This is a genomic window from Pseudomonas sp. MWU349, assembly GCF_017947325.1.
Taxonomy (GTDB): Bacteria; Pseudomonadota; Gammaproteobacteria; order Pseudomonadales; family Pseudomonadaceae; genus Aquipseudomonas; species Aquipseudomonas protegens.
The window spans coordinates 1-15037 of record NZ_JAFEVP010000001.1; the positions used below are offsets into that span (position 1 = coordinate 1).

General features: G+C 65.8%; 11 protein-coding genes. 9 read left to right on the forward strand and 2 right to left on the reverse strand.

From position 1 onward, the window contains the following. A partial coding sequence (locus KCG88_RS00005) for a hypothetical protein (protein WP_210711435.1) occupies positions 1–194 on the forward strand: 194 nt, incomplete at its 5' end. Between the two features lie 2 nt (positions 195–196). Beyond that, positions 197–2089 (forward strand): penicillin-binding protein 2, encoded by a 1893-nt coding sequence (gene mrdA, locus KCG88_RS00010; RefSeq protein ID WP_047337423.1) that lies wholly within the window; start codon positions 197–199, stop codon positions 2087–2089. A gap of 1 nt (position 2090) precedes the next feature. Here the strand turns inward: mrdA and KCG88_RS00015 are convergent, their stop codons facing one another. Continuing rightward, complete coding sequence (locus KCG88_RS00015; protein WP_047288081.1) at positions 2091–3056, reverse strand: LysR family transcriptional regulator; 966 nt, start codon at positions 3054–3056, stop codon at positions 2091–2093. A gap of 178 nt (positions 3057–3234) precedes the next feature. Here KCG88_RS00015 and KCG88_RS00020 point away from each other — a divergent pair, with 178 nt between their 5' ends. From KCG88_RS00020 to KCG88_RS00050, 7 genes are all read left to right on the forward strand, one after another. After that, positions 3235–4548 (forward strand): MFS transporter, encoded by a 1314-nt coding sequence (locus KCG88_RS00020; protein WP_047288080.1) that lies wholly within the window; start codon positions 3235–3237, stop codon positions 4546–4548. Between the two features lie 19 nt (positions 4549–4567). Then, positions 4568–5797, forward strand: coding sequence for a Zn-dependent hydrolase (locus KCG88_RS00025; protein WP_210712117.1), 1230 nt, complete (start codon positions 4568–4570; stop codon positions 5795–5797). 10 nt (positions 5798–5807) lie between these two features. Next, positions 5808–6833 (forward strand): histone deacetylase family protein, encoded by a 1026-nt coding sequence (locus KCG88_RS00030; protein ID WP_019094085.1) that lies wholly within the window; start codon positions 5808–5810, stop codon positions 6831–6833. Between the two features lie 378 nt (positions 6834–7211). Further along, positions 7212–9116: a sigma-54-dependent Fis family transcriptional regulator gene (locus tag KCG88_RS00035; protein ID WP_210711436.1), complete on the forward strand. Its 1905-nt coding sequence runs from the start codon at positions 7212–7214 to the stop codon at positions 9114–9116. Continuing rightward, on the forward strand, positions 9116–10834 hold the full coding sequence (locus KCG88_RS00040; RefSeq protein WP_210711437.1) for an ABC transporter ATP-binding protein: 1719 nt from the start codon (positions 9116–9118) through the stop codon (positions 10832–10834). The genes KCG88_RS00035 and KCG88_RS00040 overlap by 1 nt, the downstream gene beginning before the upstream one ends. Beyond that, positions 10824–11507: a S8 family serine peptidase gene (locus KCG88_RS00045; RefSeq protein WP_210711438.1), complete on the forward strand. Its 684-nt coding sequence runs from the start codon at positions 10824–10826 to the stop codon at positions 11505–11507. The genes KCG88_RS00040 and KCG88_RS00045 overlap by 11 nt, the downstream gene beginning before the upstream one ends. Next, positions 11492–12811 (forward strand): tryptophan 7-halogenase, encoded by a 1320-nt coding sequence (locus KCG88_RS00050; protein ID WP_210711439.1) that lies wholly within the window; start codon positions 11492–11494, stop codon positions 12809–12811. Before KCG88_RS00045 ends, KCG88_RS00050 begins: the two co-directional genes overlap by 16 nt. A gap of 143 nt (positions 12812–12954) precedes the next feature. On the opposite strand, the gene KCG88_RS00055 is transcribed toward KCG88_RS00050, so the two are convergent. After that, positions 12955–14874: an amidohydrolase family protein gene (locus tag KCG88_RS00055; RefSeq protein WP_210711440.1), complete on the reverse strand. Its 1920-nt coding sequence runs from the start codon at positions 14872–14874 to the stop codon at positions 12955–12957. Positions 14875–15037: the final 163 nt, after the last annotated feature.

Here is a 15037-nt window from a genome sequence, read left to right on the forward strand (position 1 = left end):
CGCAGTTGGGGTTTTGTTTTTGCGCGTGGAAAAACTTGCGGTATCCGAGTGGCCGCCAAGGCGCCATTGATCAGCCACGATGGAAATCCCCTCAAAGTCCGTGGGTGGTTTTTGGTATGGTGCAGCTCTTTTTTAAAGGACTTGAGTTCATCCGCACGGAACAGCGTCGACCTCTATTCACCGAGAAGCTGTAGCAATGCCCGAAGCGATTCCGATCAAGGACCACGAGAAAGAAAGCCGCCTGGTCAACAAACGGCTGCTGGCCTGTGCCGTATTGGTGGTGGCCATCACCTGCGCCCTGGTGGCGCGGATGTATTTTCTGCAAGTGGTGGAGTTCGACTACCACTCCACCGTTTCCGAGAACAACCGCGTCCATGTGCTGCCGATCACTCCCACCCGGGGGCTGATCTACGACCGCAACGGCGTGGTCCTGGCGGACAACCGCCCCAGCTTCAACCTGACGATCACCCGCGAACGCACCACCGACCTCAAGGGCGAGCTGGACACCGTGGTCGATCTGCTGCACTTGCCCCCGGAAGACCGCACGCTGTTCGACAAGGAGATGAAGCAAGCCCGTCATCCCTTCGTCCCCGTGACCCTGTTCTACGAGCTCACCGAAGAACAGATCGCCGTGCTCGCGGTCAACGAATACCGGTTGCCCGGCCTGGACGTGGAAGCCCAGTTCGTCCGCCACTATCCCCTAGGTGCACACTTTGCCCACTCCATCGGTTACGTCGGGCGGATCAACGAGAAAGAAGCCAAGACCCTGGACTCGGTGGAGTACCGTGGCACCCAATCCATCGGCAAGACCGGCATCGAGAAATTCTACGAAGCCGAACTGCACGGCCATGTCGGCTATGAGGAAGTAGAAACCAACGCCCAGGGCCGGGTGATGCGAGTGCTCAAGCACACCGATCCGATCCCAGGGAAGAACATCGTCCTGAGCCTGGATATCAAGCTCCAGGAGGCCGCTGAGGAGGCCCTGGGTGATCGACGTGGTTCTGTGGTGGCCCTGGACCCGGCCACCGGCGAAGTCCTGGCCATGGTCAGCAAGCCAAGTTTCGACCCCAACCTGTTCGTTACCGGCATCAGCTTCAAGGAATACGCGGCGCTACACGACTCCATCGACCGGCCCCTGTTCAACCGAGTGCTGCGGGGCCTCTACGCGCCGGGCTCCACCATCAAGCCGGAAGTGGCGATTGCCGGCCTCGATAGCGGCGTGGTTACCGCTTCGACCCGGGTCTTCGATCCGGGCTATTACCAACTGCCGGACTTCGACCACAAGTACCGCAACTGGAACCACAGCGGCGATGGCTGGGTGGACATGGACGCAGCGATCATGCGTTCCAACGACACCTACTTCTATGACCTGGCGCACAAGCTCGGCATCGACCGCCTGCACGACTACATGGCGATGTTCGGTCTGGGCGAGAAGGTCTCTCTGGACATGTTCGAAGAGTCTCCCGGCCTGATGCCATCCCAGGCCTGGAAGCGCGCCACCCGCCGCCAGCCCTGGTTCCCGGGGGAAACCGTGATCCTCGGCATCGGCCAGGGCTATATGCAAGTCACGCCGCTGCAATTGGCCCAGGCCACCGCGTTGATTGCCAACAAGGGCGTGTGGAACCGTCCGCACCTGGCCAAGACCATCGACGGCGTGGCACCGGTGGACGAGCATCCGATGCCCAACATCCTGCTGAAGAATCCCCGTGACTGGGACCAGGTCAACCACGGCATGCAGATGGTGATGCACGATCCCCGCGGTATCGCCCGCGCCGCGGCAGCCGGGGCGCAGTACCGCATCGCAGGCAAGAGTGGTACGGCCCAGGTGGTGGCGATCAAGCAGGGCGAGCGCTATGACCGTCTCAAGACCCGCGAGCGCAACCGTGACAACGCCCTGTTCGTGGGCTTCGCCCCGGCGGAGCATCCACAGATCGTGATTTCGGTGATGATCGAGAACGGCGAAGCCGGTGGTCGGGTGGCCGGCCCCGTGGTGCGGCAGATCATGGACGCCTGGCTACTGGACCAGAACGGCCATCTCAAGCCGCAGTACGCCGCCCCGGCCAAGGCCCCCGGCGATCCCCACGTCTGAGTCATTTCAACATCAGGCTACCCGGCACCGGCTCATGCTGACTGAGCATGTGCTGGATGCTCTGCAGAAACAGTACCTCAGCCCGGCTCATGCGCTGCTCGCGGTTCCACAGCAGGTGAATGTCGACATCGGCAATGCCTTCATGTGGCGGCAGGCGCCACAGCAGCCCGGCTTCGGTATCGGCCGCCACCACATGCTCCGGCAGGCAGCCGATGCCGAAGCCGGCGATCACCAGGCGTCGTACTTCTTCCAGGCTCGGGGATGAGGCGACGATGCGCCCGCTGAAGCCCTGCTGATCGCGAAAGATGGTCAGCGGCGAGAGCATGCCGCCGATCTGGTCGCTGGTGAAACTGACGAAATTCTCCCGTTGCAGATCGCCCTCGGCCACATCCCCACGGCCGAACAGCGGGTGGTGCTTGCCGCAGAAAAACGCATAGCGCTGACGCAGGAACAGCCGCTGTTCCAGGCGCGGCTGTGGCCGGCGGTTAAGGCTCAAGCCCAGGGTCGCGGTCTTTTCCTGCAGGGCGCTGACGATGTCCGAGCTGCGCATCACTTCCACCTCCAGATCGACCCGCGGGTGCTGACGATGGAAGTCGGCCAGGAAGTCGTCGAAGCGTTCGCTGAAGATCCGGCTGATGATCAACAGCCGCACTTTGCCGATCACTTCGTCGGCGGGCTGTTCCAGCATGCTGCTGACCTGGGACATCTGGCCGTAGATCTCTCCGGCCAGTGCGAAGATCTGCTCACCCACTTCGGTCAGGGCAAAGCGTGGGCCGCGCCGGGCAATCAACTGCCGGCCCAGTTGTTCTTCCAGGCGCTTGAGGGCCTGGCTGACCGCCGGCTGGGTCAGGTGCAGGCGCGCCGCTGCACGGCTGATGCTCAGCTCCTGGCCAATCACCCGAAAGGTGCGCAACAGGTTCCAGTCGAGGCGGTCGTTGAGCAGGCGGTGGGCATCGCGGTCGGACATGGCAGGTGCTCTGGTTCGGGCGGTAGCTGAATAATAAGGCAGGATAATAATCGAGATAACCAATAGAAAATTGACTAATTATCCCCCGGAACGGATAAATCCACCCCAGACAGGTGCCAGAAGAAGCCCCTGCGCCCGACCCTTTCTCCTGCCAAAAAAATAATCAAGGGAGCCAACCATGAAGCCTTCCGCTTCGCCTCAGCCTCGCCGGGCTGCGGCCGCCGCCTTTATCGGCACCATGATCGAATGGTACGACTTCTACATCTACGCCACCGCCGCGGCGCTGGTGTTCGGTGCCTTGTTCTTCCCCTCCGACGACAAGCTGTTCAGCACCATGGCCGCCTTCGGCACCTTTGCCGTGGGCTTTTTCGCCCGACCTTTGGGGGGCATCATCTTCGGCCATATCGGCGACCGCATCGGTCGCAAGAAGTCCTTGGTCATCACCCTGCTGATGATGGGCGTGGTCACGGTCTGCATCGGCCTGCTACCAACTTATGCACAGATCGGTGCCCTGGCGCCGGTGCTGCTGATCCTGCTGCGCATCGTCCAGGGCATTGCGGTGGGTGGTGAGTGGGGCGGGGCGGTGTTGATGGCCGGCGAGCACGCGCCCAAGGGGCGGCGCAATTTCTTCGCGTCTTTCGCCCAACTGGGCAGCCCGGCGGGGCTGATCCTTTCGCTGCTGGCCTTCAGCGCCGTGACCCGTCTGCCCGAGGACGCCCTGATGAGCTGGGGCTGGCGCTTGCCGTTCCTGGCCAGTGCGCTGTTGCTGCTGGTGGGCCTGGCGATTCGCCTGGGGGTCAACGAGTCGCCGGAGTTTCTCGCCAGTCGCGAGCGGGCGGCCAAGTCGCTACGCAAGGAGCAGGCTCCGGTAATGGAGGTGCTGCGCACCGCCTGGCGTCCCTTGTTGCTGTGCATCGGTGCCAACACCCTGGGGATTGCCGGGGTGTATTTCACCAACACCTTCATGATTGCCTACACCACCCAGCAGTTGGAGATCCCCCGTTCACTGATCCTTGAATGCCTGTTCGTGGTGGCGCTCATCCAGTTCTGCATCCAGCCCCTGGCGGCCTGGATCGCCGAGAAAATCGGCGCCACGCGCTTTCTCTGCCTGGTGTCGCTGCTGGCCATGGCCTCGCCCTATCCGATGTTCGTGCTGGTGAGTTCCGGGCAGGCACCGCTGATGATCCTCGGCATCGCCCTGGCGGTGGTGTGCATGGCTTCCTTCTATGCGGTGATCGCCGGTTACGTCAGCGGCATGTTCGAGACCCGGGTGCGCTACACCGCGATCTCCCTGGCCTATCAGGTCTGCGGTGCCCTGGCCGGTGGCCTGACCCCGCTGATCGGCACCTGGCTGGCCCATCGGTTTATTGGCCAATGGTGGCCGATGGCGGTGTTCTACAGCCTGATCGCTGCCGTTTCGCTGATCTGCGTGCTGGCCCTGGCACGCCGGCACGCTCATGCCCATCGCCTGGAAATGGCATCCCACGCCTGATTGTCTGGAGAATCTGATGATGTTGAAAACCAATGGCCAGCGCCTCTGGGCGAGCCTGATGGCCATGGCCGAAATCGGTGCCACGGCCCGTGGCGGCAGCTGCCGCCTGGCCTTGAGCGATGAAGACCGGGCCGGTCGCGAACTGTTTGCCCACTGGTGCACCGAGGCCGGCATGAGCCTGAGCGTCGACCCCATCGGCAACCTGTTTGCCCGGCGCCCCGGGAGCGACCCGGACGCTGCCCCGGTGATGATGGGCAGCCACCTGGATACCCAGCCCGAAGGCGGGCGCTTTGATGGGGTCTACGGTGTGCTGGCCGGATTGGAAGTGGTGCGCACGCTCAATGACCTCGGGATCCAGACCCGCAAGCCCCTGGAAGTGGCGGTCTGGACCAACGAGGAGGGCGCGCGTTTCACCCCGGCGATGTTTGGCTCGGCGGTGTTCACCGGGGTCATGGCCCTGGACGCCGCCCTGGCAGTGCGTGACGCCGATGGCATCAGCGTCGCCCAGGCCCTGCAGCGCACCGGTTATGCCGGCAGCCGGCCCCTGGGCGCAGCGGTGGATGCCTACTTCGAAGCCCATATCGAACAGGGCCCGATCCTTGAAGACAACGCCAAGAGCATCGGCGTGGTCAGCGGCGGCCAGGCCATCCGCTGGCTCGATGTGCAGGTCGAAGGCCTGGCGGCCCACGCCGGCACCACGCCGATGCCGCTACGCAAGGATGCGCTGTACGGCGCGGCGCAGATGATTCTTGCGGTGGAGCAGTTGGCAGCGGATTTTGCCCCCCAGGGCCTGACTACCGTGGGTGAGCTGAGCATCGCCAAGTCGTCGCGCAACACCATTCCCGGCTTGTTGAACTTCACCGTCGACCTGCGCCACCACCAGGATCGGCAGATCGCCGCCATGGAGCAGCAGGTGGAGGAACGCCTGCTGGCCATCGCCAGCCAGCGCGGGCTCAAGGTCAGTATCAGCCGGCACTGGGTCAGCCCGGCCACGCCATTTGATGCCGAGTGCGTGGCGGCGGTGCAGCAGGCGGTGGATGGCCTGGGCTACCCTCAGCAGTCCATCGTCAGCGGCGCGGGCCATGACGCCATCTTGCTGGCCCGCTACTGCCCGACGGCTATGGTGTTCATTCCTTGTGTCGGTGGCCTGAGCCACAACGAAGCCGAAGACGTGTTGCCCGAGGACGTGCGCCAGGGCGCCGATGTATTGCTTAACGCCGTGCTGGCCCGTGCCGGCCGGGTTGAATAAGGAGAAGGTCATGCGCAGTTTTTTCCACCCCGAACAGTTGCTCCACCATCCACGCAGCTACTACTCGCGCGGCCAGATGCGCATACCCCAGGAGGTGCCGGAGCGCGCCCAGCGCCTGGTGCAGGCCGCACACTCCCTGGGTTTTGCCGTCGAGCAGCCACGGGATGCCGGGATGGCACCGTTGCTGGCGGTACACGGCGCGCCGTACTTGGCGTTCCTGCAGGATGCGCACCAGGGCTGGAAGGACATCCCCGAAGACTGGGGCGATGAGGTGATGTCCAACATCTTCGTGCGTGAGCCCAATGCCTTGCGCGGGGTCCTGGCCCAGGCCGCGTGCTACCTGGCCGACGGCAGTTGCCCGGTGGGTGAGTCGACTTGGCGTGCAGCCTACTGGTCGGCGCAAAGTGCCGTCGCCGGGGCCCAGGCGTTGCTCGACGGCGAGCCGGCCGCCTACGCTCTGTGCCGGCCGCCGGGGCACCATGCCCGCGCCGAGGCGGCGGGAGGCTTCTGCTACCTGAACAATGCGGCGATCGCCGCCCAGGTCCTGCGGGACAAATACGCCCGGGTGGCGGTGCTGGACACCGACATGCACCACGGCCAGGGCATCCAGGAAATCTTCTACGAGCGCGCCGATGTGCTGTATGTCTCGGTGCACGGCGACCCGACCAACTTCTACCCGGGGGTGGCCGGGTTCGCCGAGGAGCGTGGCGCCGGGGCGGGGGAGGGCTACAACCTCAACCTGCCGATGGCTCATGGCGCCAGCGAAGGGGATTTCCTCGCCCATCTGGAACAGGCCCTGGCGGCGGTGAAGGCGTTCGATGCCGAGGTGCTGGTGCTGTCTTTGGGGTTCGATATCTATGAACTCGACCCGCAGAGCAAGGTAGCAGTGACCCGCGACGGCTTCGCCATCCTTGGCCAGCGAATCCGCAGCCTTGGCCTGCCGTGCCTGATCGTCCAGGAAGGCGGCTATCACCTGGAAAGCCTGGAGGACAACGCCCGCGCCTTCTTCGCCGATTCTGGCGCCTGGGCCCTGTAGGCACCCCCAGCCCCGCCCGCTCGCAGGAGCCGGCTTGTCGGCGAAAGGGCCCTCACGTCTTGCACCCGACTAAAGGCCCTCATTCGCTGGCAAGCCAGCTCCTGCACAAACTGGCAGGCCGGTGCCAACGGGAGGGGGCGTGCGGTACTTGCCATTTGCTTTACGTTAACGTCAAGATGCTCGGGCGCCCGTTCCACTGGCGCAGGTTTTGCTTGATCTCCAATGACAGGGTAAGCAATTCAGGGCTGCCCGATGATCCGGGCAAAGCCCCTTTACTGCCCCCTGAACCCGGTGTAGACATTGACCACGGCTTGCGTGCTTCGCGCAATCCAAGGGAGTGGAGCGGGATGCAGCGGGCGGACCGATTCGGAGCGCTTGATGACTCTTATAAAAACAATAAAGGGTGAGCAGCAACACGAAGCCCGGCTGGCCCGGGAACGGCTGCACCTGGAAGGCCAGATCCCCGACGGGGTTCTGCGTGCGGAAATCGATGCCTCATGGCGGCGCAGCCTCAGCCATGGCGTGCACTTTGGCAGCCAGCACCAGCTGACCCTGGAATCCAGCGCCAGCCTCGAAGTGCTGCTGGCCAGCAACCGCCTGTTGCTGGACGCGGCGATCCCGGCCATCGACTACCTGAACCAGCATCAGGGCAAGGACGGGATGATCATCCTGGCCAACGCCGACGCCACCATCCTGGCCATCGAAGGCCGCGCCGACCGTCTCAAGGACAGCGGCGTGCAGGACATCACCCTTGGCGCCTGCTGGAGCGAAGCCACCCGCGGCACCAATGCCCTGGGCACGGCCCTGGTGGAGGCCCGGCCGACCCTGATCGACTGCGGCGAGCACTACCTGGACCGTCTCAGCCATTTCTCCTGCACCTCGGTGCCCATCCAGTGCCCCCAGGGCGAGATTCTCGGGGTGCTCGACCTGACCCGCGAAGGCCCGCTGGGCCGGGCCCAGGACAGCACCGCGCTGCTGGCCATGGCGGTCAGCCAGATCGAAGCCCGGGTGTTCCATGCCACCTACCCGGAGCAGATCGTCCTGGCCTTCCACAGCCGCCGGCAATACCTCGAATCACCCTGGCAGGGGCTGCTGGCCCTGAGCCTGGGCGGGCAGATCCTCGCGGTCAGTGGCCAGGCCTGCCAGTTGCTCAACACCCCGCGCGCAGCCCTGGTGGGGCGGCGCTGCGAGGAGTTCCTCGGGGTCGATGGCCTGCAACTGCTTGCACGCCTGCAACAGGGCGCCGTGGGCAGCCTGCAAACCGCCAAGGGCGAGCTGTTCTACAAGGCCCTGCGGGCGCCGCAGCCAGCGCTCAACCTGCATCGCGCGCCACGCAGTGCTCCGAAAGCCGCCGCCATGCCCCAGGACCTGGAAGCCCTGGCCGGGGGCAATAGCCGCTACGCCCGCACCTTGCGCATGGCCCGTCAGGGCCTGGCCAATGACCTGCCGGTGTTGCTGCTGGGGGAAACCGGTACCGGCAAGGAAGTCCTGGCCCGGGCCCTGCATCGCGCCGGCAGCCGCGCCGAAAAACCCTTTGTCGCGGTCAACTGCGCGGCTATCCCCGAAGGCCTGATCGAGTCGGAACTGTTCGGCTATCGCGAAGGCGCCTTCACCGGCTCGCGTCGTGGCGGCATGATCGGGCGCCTGCAACAGGCCCACGGCGGCACCTTGTTCCTCGATGAAATCGGCGACATGCCCCTGGCCCTGCAAGCCCGCCTGCTGCGCGTGCTGCAGGACCGCAAGGTAGCGCCCCTGGGCGCCGGCGAAGAACAGGACATCGACATTGCCCTGATCTGCGCCACCCACCGCGACCTCAAGCAGCAGGTGCAGGACAAGGCTTTTCGCGAAGACCTGTTCTACCGGGTCAACGGCATCAGCGTGCTGTTGCCGGCCCTGCGCGAACGCGAAGACCTGCAGCCCCTGGTGGACAGCCTGCTGGCCAAGCTCGGTGGCGCCCAGGTGAGCCTCAGCGATGAGCTGCGTCGGCTGCTGGCGGGCTACCACTGGCCGGGCAATATCCGCCAGCTGGAGATGGTCCTGCGCACGGCCCTGGCCCTGCGCGAAGACGGTGAGTGCCACATCGGCCTGGAGCACCTGCCCGACAGCATGCTCGACGACCTCAATGCCAGTGCTCGGCCGCAGACCGGGAGCATCCGCGAGAACGAGCTGGAGCTGATCCGCAGTGCCCTGGACAACCACCAGGGCAATGTCTCGGCGGCAGCGGATGCCCTGGGCATCAGCCGCGCGACCCTGTACCGCAAGCTCAAACAGTTGCGCGCCTGATGCGGCGCCTGATCACCCGGCTGGTGGACAGCCGCGATCCCCAGGCCCTGAGTGCCGCCCTGGGCTGGCTCTACAGTTTCGTGCGGCCCCACCGGCTGGCCATCGGCGGCCTGCTGGGGCTGTCGGTGTGCGCTTCCCTGCTGGTGCTGGTGCAGCCCTGGCTGACCAAGCTGCTGATCGACGACGGCCTGCTGGCCCGGGACTTCCCGCGGCTGGTGCTGATCGCCGCGCTGATGATCGGTGCAGGGCTGCTGGGCACCGTGCTCTCCGGGGTCAACCGCTACCTGCACACACGCTTGTCCGGGCGCATCCTGTTCGCCCTGCGCGACGACCTCTATCGGCATCTGCAGCGCCTGTCGCCAAGCTTCTACGGCCAGCGGCGGATCGGCGACCTGATGTCGCGCCTGGATGGCGATGTGGCGGAGATCCAGCGCTTTGCCGTGGACTCATTGTTTTCCGCCGTGTCCAGCGTGATCGGCCTGGTGGTGGCGCTGGCCATGCTCCTGACCCTGTCCTGGCAACTGTCGCTGCTGGCACTGCTGCTGATCCCCCTGGACGTGCTCTGGCTGCGCTGGATGCGGCGCAAGGTGGAGCGCGATGTGCGCCAGTTGCGCGAGCGTTCGGCGGACATGTCCTCGTTCATGGTGGAAACCCTGCCGGTGATGAAGTTCATCCAGAGCGCCGGCCAGCAGCAGCGCGAGGCCCGGCGCCTGGATGGCCTTGGCCAGGGCTACCTGCAACAGCTGTTGAAACTGCAAGTCACCGAGTTCTTCACCCAGGCAGTGCCCGGTACCCTGACCTCGTTGTCCCGGGCCTGCGCCTTCCTGATCGGTGGCTACTGGGTGGTACAGGGCACCTGGCAACTGGGGGCGCTGATTGCCTTTTCCACCTACCTGGGCATGGCGGTGGGCCCGGTGCAGAGCCTGTTGGGCCTGTATGTGGCGATCCAGCGCATGACCGTGAGCCTGGGCCGGGTCATGGAGCTGCGCGGCGAGGAGCCGGGCATCAGCAACCCCGGGGTGCCGCTGCCGGTGCCGGAGCAAGGCGAGCTGCATTTTCATGCTGTGCACTTTTGCCACCCGGGCCGTGGGATGACCCTGCAGGGCATCGAGGCGCGGATTCCCTACGGCCGCAAAGTGGCCCTCAGCGGCACCTCGGGCGCAGGCAAAAGCACGCTCATCGACCTGTTGCAGCGCCATCACGACCCGCAGTCCGGGCAGGTGCTGCTGGGCGGCGTCGACCTGCGCCAGCTGGACCTGGCGCAGTTGCGCCGGCAGGTGGCGGTGGTCAGCCAGGATATCGTGCTGTTTCGCGGCAGCCTGGCGGACAACCTGGCCTACAGCGTGCCCGATGCCAGCCGCGAAGCCGTGGCCGAGGTGGCGCGGCTGGCGCAGTTGCAAGGGCTGATCGAGTCCCTGCCCGAAGGCCTGGACAGCCCCCTGGGGGAGCGCGGCCAGCAATTGTCCGGCGGGCAGAAACAACGCATCGCCATTGCCCGGGCGCTGCTCCAGGACCCGATGATCCTGGTGCTGGACGAAGCCACCTCGGCGGTGGACGAAGCCACCGAGCGCGAGGTGATCGAGGCCATCGACCGCCTGTTCGCCGGGCGCACGCGGATCCTCATCAGCCACCGGCCTTCGACCCTGGCCGATGCTGACCTGCGCTTCGAATTGCGCGATGGCGTACTGCATGCGCTGGAGGTGGCCCATGAAGCCTGAGCTGCGCATCGGCGTGATCGACAGCGGCCATGCCGCCCATCAGCGGGTGGCGGGCGGACGGCGTTTCTTCCTGCAGCCTGAAGGGATAGGCCAGGGCCCCTTGCAGGAAGACGCCCTGGGCCATGGCAGCGCGATCATCGAGGCCATCGGCCAGCGCGCGCCGACGGCGCAGGTCTATGTGGCCCAGGTGTTCGACGGGCGCGCAGTCACCAGCGCCGCGCAAGTCAGCGCCGCGCTGCACTGGCTGCTTGCGCAGGACGTGCGCCTGATCAACCTGAGCCTGGGCCTGCGCCAGGATCGCGACCTGCTGCGCCAGGCCTGTGCCGCGGCCGAGGCCCGCGGGGTGCTGTTGTGCGCATCCAGCCCGGCCCAGGGCGAGGCGGTGTTTCCGGCCAGTTACCCCGGGGTGCTGCGCGTTACCGGCGATGCGCGATGCAGCGCGCAGCAGTGGTCATGGCTGAACACCGCCCAGGCTGATTTCGCCGCCTGCGTGCGCGGCAGCAGCCCGGGGCAGTCCGGCGCCAGCCTGGGGTGCGCGGCCCTGAGCGGGCATATCGCGGCCTACCTGGGTGCCCACCCGCAAGCCGACAAGGCCCAGGTCCGGCAGTGGCTGCAGGACAATGCCCATTACCGGGGGCCGGAACGCCGGCAACAGCCATGCACGCCATCCTGATCCTCGGTGCGGGGCCGGCCGGGGCCGCAGTGGCCCTGGGGCTGCGCCGCCTCGGCTACCCGGTGACCCTGGTCAGCGACTGGCGACGCTTTCCGGCCCTGGAAGGGGTCTCGCTGCGGGTGCTTGAAGCCTTGCGCGGTGCCGGCCTGGAACAGGCGCTGGCCCAGGCCCTGCAACCGTCCCAGCGGCGGGTGGCATGGAACGGTGCAGAACATGCGCAGAACATCGAATACCTGCTGGATCGCCCGGCCTTCGACCGTGGCCTGCGGGAAGCCTTGCGCGAAGCGCAGGTCAAGCTGATCGAGGGCCGGGTGCTGGGAGTGCAGTCCAACGAGGCCGGGCATCGCGTCCAGGTGCAAGGGCAGGACGAGGTGCGCGGCCAATTCCTGGTGGAGGCCCGTGGCCGGCAGGCGCCGGTGCTGGACAAAGCCTTGCGCCAGGGGACCGGCAAGGGCCTGCGCGGCCCGGAAACCGTCAGCCTGCTCAACCGTTGGCAGGGCCCCGGCGGCAGCGCCGCCAGCGCGGTGCACAGCCTGGAGGACGGCTGGGCCTGGATGGCCCGGCGCGAAGACGGCCAGTGCTACTGGCAACTGACCCTGGATGTGGACAGCGCCGGGCTGCCGGGCAAGGCGCAGTTGCTGGAGTACTGTCGCCAGCGCCGCCTGGGCTCGGCCATGGCCCGGGAGTTCTTTGCCAGTGGCCAGGAGCAGCAATTGCACCTGCATGCCCGCAGCAGCACGGCGATCCTCAACCCCCAGGTCTGTGGCGCGAACTGGCTGCGGGTCGGCGATGCGGCCATGGCCGTGGACCCTTTGTCCGGCAACGGCATTTTCCAGTCCCTGTCCTCGGCGTTGCAGGCTCCGGCGGTGATCAACACCCTGTTGCAGCAGCCGCAACGTGCAGCGCTGGCGCAGCGTTTTCACGGGCAGCGGGTGGAACAGTTGTTCCTGCGTTTTGCGCGCATCGGCCGGGACTTCTACGCCGACGAGCAACGCTGGCCCGGGCAGCCGTTCTGGCAGGCCCGCCGGCAGTGGCCGGATTGCCAGCCGGCGCACAGTGCCGTGGACTTTTCTGCCTTGCGCGTCGAGCGCGCCCCGGTGCTGCGCGACGGCCTGGTGGATGAAGCCGAAGTGGTGATCACCCCGGACCAGCCCCTGGGCATCTGGCATGTACAGGGCGTGGAACTGGCGCCGCTGTTGCGCCGTTTGCGCAGCCAGGGGGCGGCCCAGGCCCTGGCGCAACTGAGCCCGGAACAGAATCGGCTGATACGCAGCTGGTTGCTGGCCCAAGGCTACCGCCCCTGAACGGGGATCGTAGGAGCGAGCTTGCTCGCGAACCGCGCAGCGCCCATCCACCGAAGTGAACCCGCGGTCCTTTTCGCCGGCAAGCCGGCTCCTACAGGGGGCACCGGGAGCTGGCGCAGCCCCCCGGCTTGCACTGGCTGCGGTCAGCTATGGGGGTTGAGGTACACCCGCTGGCCGCCTTTCCAGGTTTCGCAGACCTTGATGTCGCGAATCCGGGTGGCCGGGAACTTCTCGTCCAGCGGGTCCTGTTCGAGGATCACGAAGTCGGCGAAGTTCTGGTCCTGCAGGGAGCCGGTCCAGGCCTCGGCATGGCACTGCCAGGCAGCGTCGTAGGTGATGGCTTTCAGCGCCTGCTTGCGGGTCAGGCACTGGCCCTCATTGAGGATGGGTTGCAGGCGCGGGTCATGGACGAACTGGTTGTCATGATTGCGGATGCCTTCCATCTTGCGGGTCACCGCCTGCTCCATCGAGCGCAGGGGGCCCAGTGGGGTCACCGAGTAGTCGCTGTGCAGGGAAATCCGCAGATCGTGGTCCAGGGCCGACTTGCAGAGGTCGAGCATGTTGTGTGCCTTCTTTTCGAAAATGGCTTTATCGAAGGCGTAGCCCCAGTAGCCGACATGGCCAATCAAAAAGCTCGGTGACAGGCCCAGGCGCTGCATGGTTTCCAGGGTGCTTTTGCTCAGCAGCGAGCAGTGTTCGATGCGATGGCGCTTGCCCAGGCCGCTCTGGCCCTGCAGGGCCAGGTCATAGGCCTGCAGCGTGAATTCGATGGCCTGGTCGCCGTTGGCATGGATCATCAGCGGCCAGCCTTTTTTCACCGCCGCGTGGATAAATTCCTGGTATTTGACCGGGAGTGTTTTCGGGGTGTCCTCGCCCTTGTCGCACAGATTGAAGTTGCCCACCGGGCGGTCTGTCTCGCAGCAGTAGGGCGCGACCTGATAGCCGGTCAACCCCTGGTTGGACCCGTCCGAGATCACCTTGATCGAGCCCTGATACATGTGCCTGGCCTCTTCCCGCGTGGCCGGCCGATAGTCCGGCAGCAGCTTGAGGGCTTCGAGCGAGTTGTTGCAGGCGGCGGCGTAGCCGATCCGCAGCGTTCTGGGGTGGGACAGGAAGTAGGCGTTCAATACCAGCTTCGACAAGGGGTCCATCATCGCGTCGTACAGCAGGGTGATCCCGCGGCTGGCCGCGGTGGCGAAGAAGGTGTCCAGGCGCTCGAAGATCTTCAGCATTGCAAGCTTCTGCCTGGCGGGAATCGACAGGATCCCGGCCACTATCTGGGTTTCCTGCAGCACGCCGTTCTCGACCATGACCCCGGTTCTTTCATGCACCAGGTCCCGGGCCGCCGTGTTCATGTAGGCGGTGTGCATGGAGGCGCTGATCAGCAGCATCGGCCGCTTGGCCTCGATGGTGTCCAGGTAGCCCTCTTCGGGCGTGTCGCCACATTGCAGGGTAATGAGTTGGTTCAGGCCGCCCGGCACCACCTTGAACGGCATCAGCGCCGGATCGACCAGGTGCCCGAGGACCCAGCTCGTGCTGTCTTCGGGGAGGTTGTTCTGGATGGTTTCCTTCAGCCATTCCCAGGTATAGAGCGGCCGCAGGCGCTGGCTGTTTTTTGCTGGCGCCTGCTGGCTATCGCCGTCGTCGGGCTCGATGGCGCCCAGGTTCAGCCAGCCATCCATGGCGCAGCTCTGCACGATGTGGGCGTGGGGCTCGATCAGGCCGGGCAGCAGGGTCTTGCCGTGCAGCGACTGCTTCTGGTAGTCGACGCCCAGGGCCTGCATGCGGGCTTCGACGGCGGCCAGGGTGCCCGCGGCGACCACGTCGCCGGCATGGATGCCCAGGGCTTCGACCCGCTCATCCATGTTGCCGTCGCGCAAGGGGTAGATGATGCCGTCATGAAACACCAGGGACTCGCCGTTCGCGTCCCTGGCCGGGCCCTGTGCCGCGTTGGGGTGGCTGGCGATATAGCTGGCGGGGTCGAGGGTGTCTTTCAAGGCTTCCCAGACGGGGTTGTGGCAGCCGCACTGGATGTAATCGTGATCATTTCCATTTGATCCCATGATGCATTCCTCGGGTTTGCGGTGGTGATGAGGCGTTGTGAGGGGATGAGCCCAGGCTCTTCAAACGAGGTGGCCAGCCGGCTCGGGCTGAGCGTAGCAGTGCTTTGCACGGCGAACAGGGCGGTCGTCGGGGGGGGGCGCCGGACCCCCTCCGGCGCCCCGG

What these genes read in the sequence shown, in the direction of transcription:
- mrdA (WP_047337423.1), top strand. Translation starts at nt 197, where the DNA reads ATGCCCGAAGCGATTCCGATCAAGGACCACGAGAAAGAAAGCCGCCTG.
- KCG88_RS00035 (WP_210711436.1), top strand. Translation starts at nt 7,212, where the DNA reads ATGACTCTTATAAAAACAATAAAGGGTGAGCAGCAACACGAAGCCCGG.
- KCG88_RS00025 (WP_210712117.1), top strand. Translation starts at nt 4,568, where the DNA reads ATGTTGAAAACCAATGGCCAGCGCCTCTGGGCGAGCCTGATGGCCATG.
- KCG88_RS00040 (WP_210711437.1), top strand. Translation starts at nt 9,116, where the DNA reads ATGCGGCGCCTGATCACCCGGCTGGTGGACAGCCGCGATCCCCAGGCC.
- KCG88_RS00055 (WP_210711440.1), bottom strand. Translation starts at nt 14,874, where the DNA reads ATGGGATCAAATGGAAATGATCACGATTACATCCAGTGCGGCTGCCAC.
- KCG88_RS00050 (WP_210711439.1), top strand. Translation starts at nt 11,492, where the DNA reads ATGCACGCCATCCTGATCCTCGGTGCGGGGCCGGCCGGGGCCGCAGTG.
- KCG88_RS00020 (WP_047288080.1), top strand. Translation starts at nt 3,235, where the DNA reads ATGAAGCCTTCCGCTTCGCCTCAGCCTCGCCGGGCTGCGGCCGCCGCC.
- KCG88_RS00015 (WP_047288081.1), bottom strand. Translation starts at nt 3,056, where the DNA reads ATGTCCGACCGCGATGCCCACCGCCTGCTCAACGACCGCCTCGACTGG.
- KCG88_RS00045 (WP_210711438.1), top strand. Translation starts at nt 10,824, where the DNA reads ATGAAGCCTGAGCTGCGCATCGGCGTGATCGACAGCGGCCATGCCGCC.
- KCG88_RS00030 (WP_019094085.1), top strand. Translation starts at nt 5,808, where the DNA reads ATGCGCAGTTTTTTCCACCCCGAACAGTTGCTCCACCATCCACGCAGC.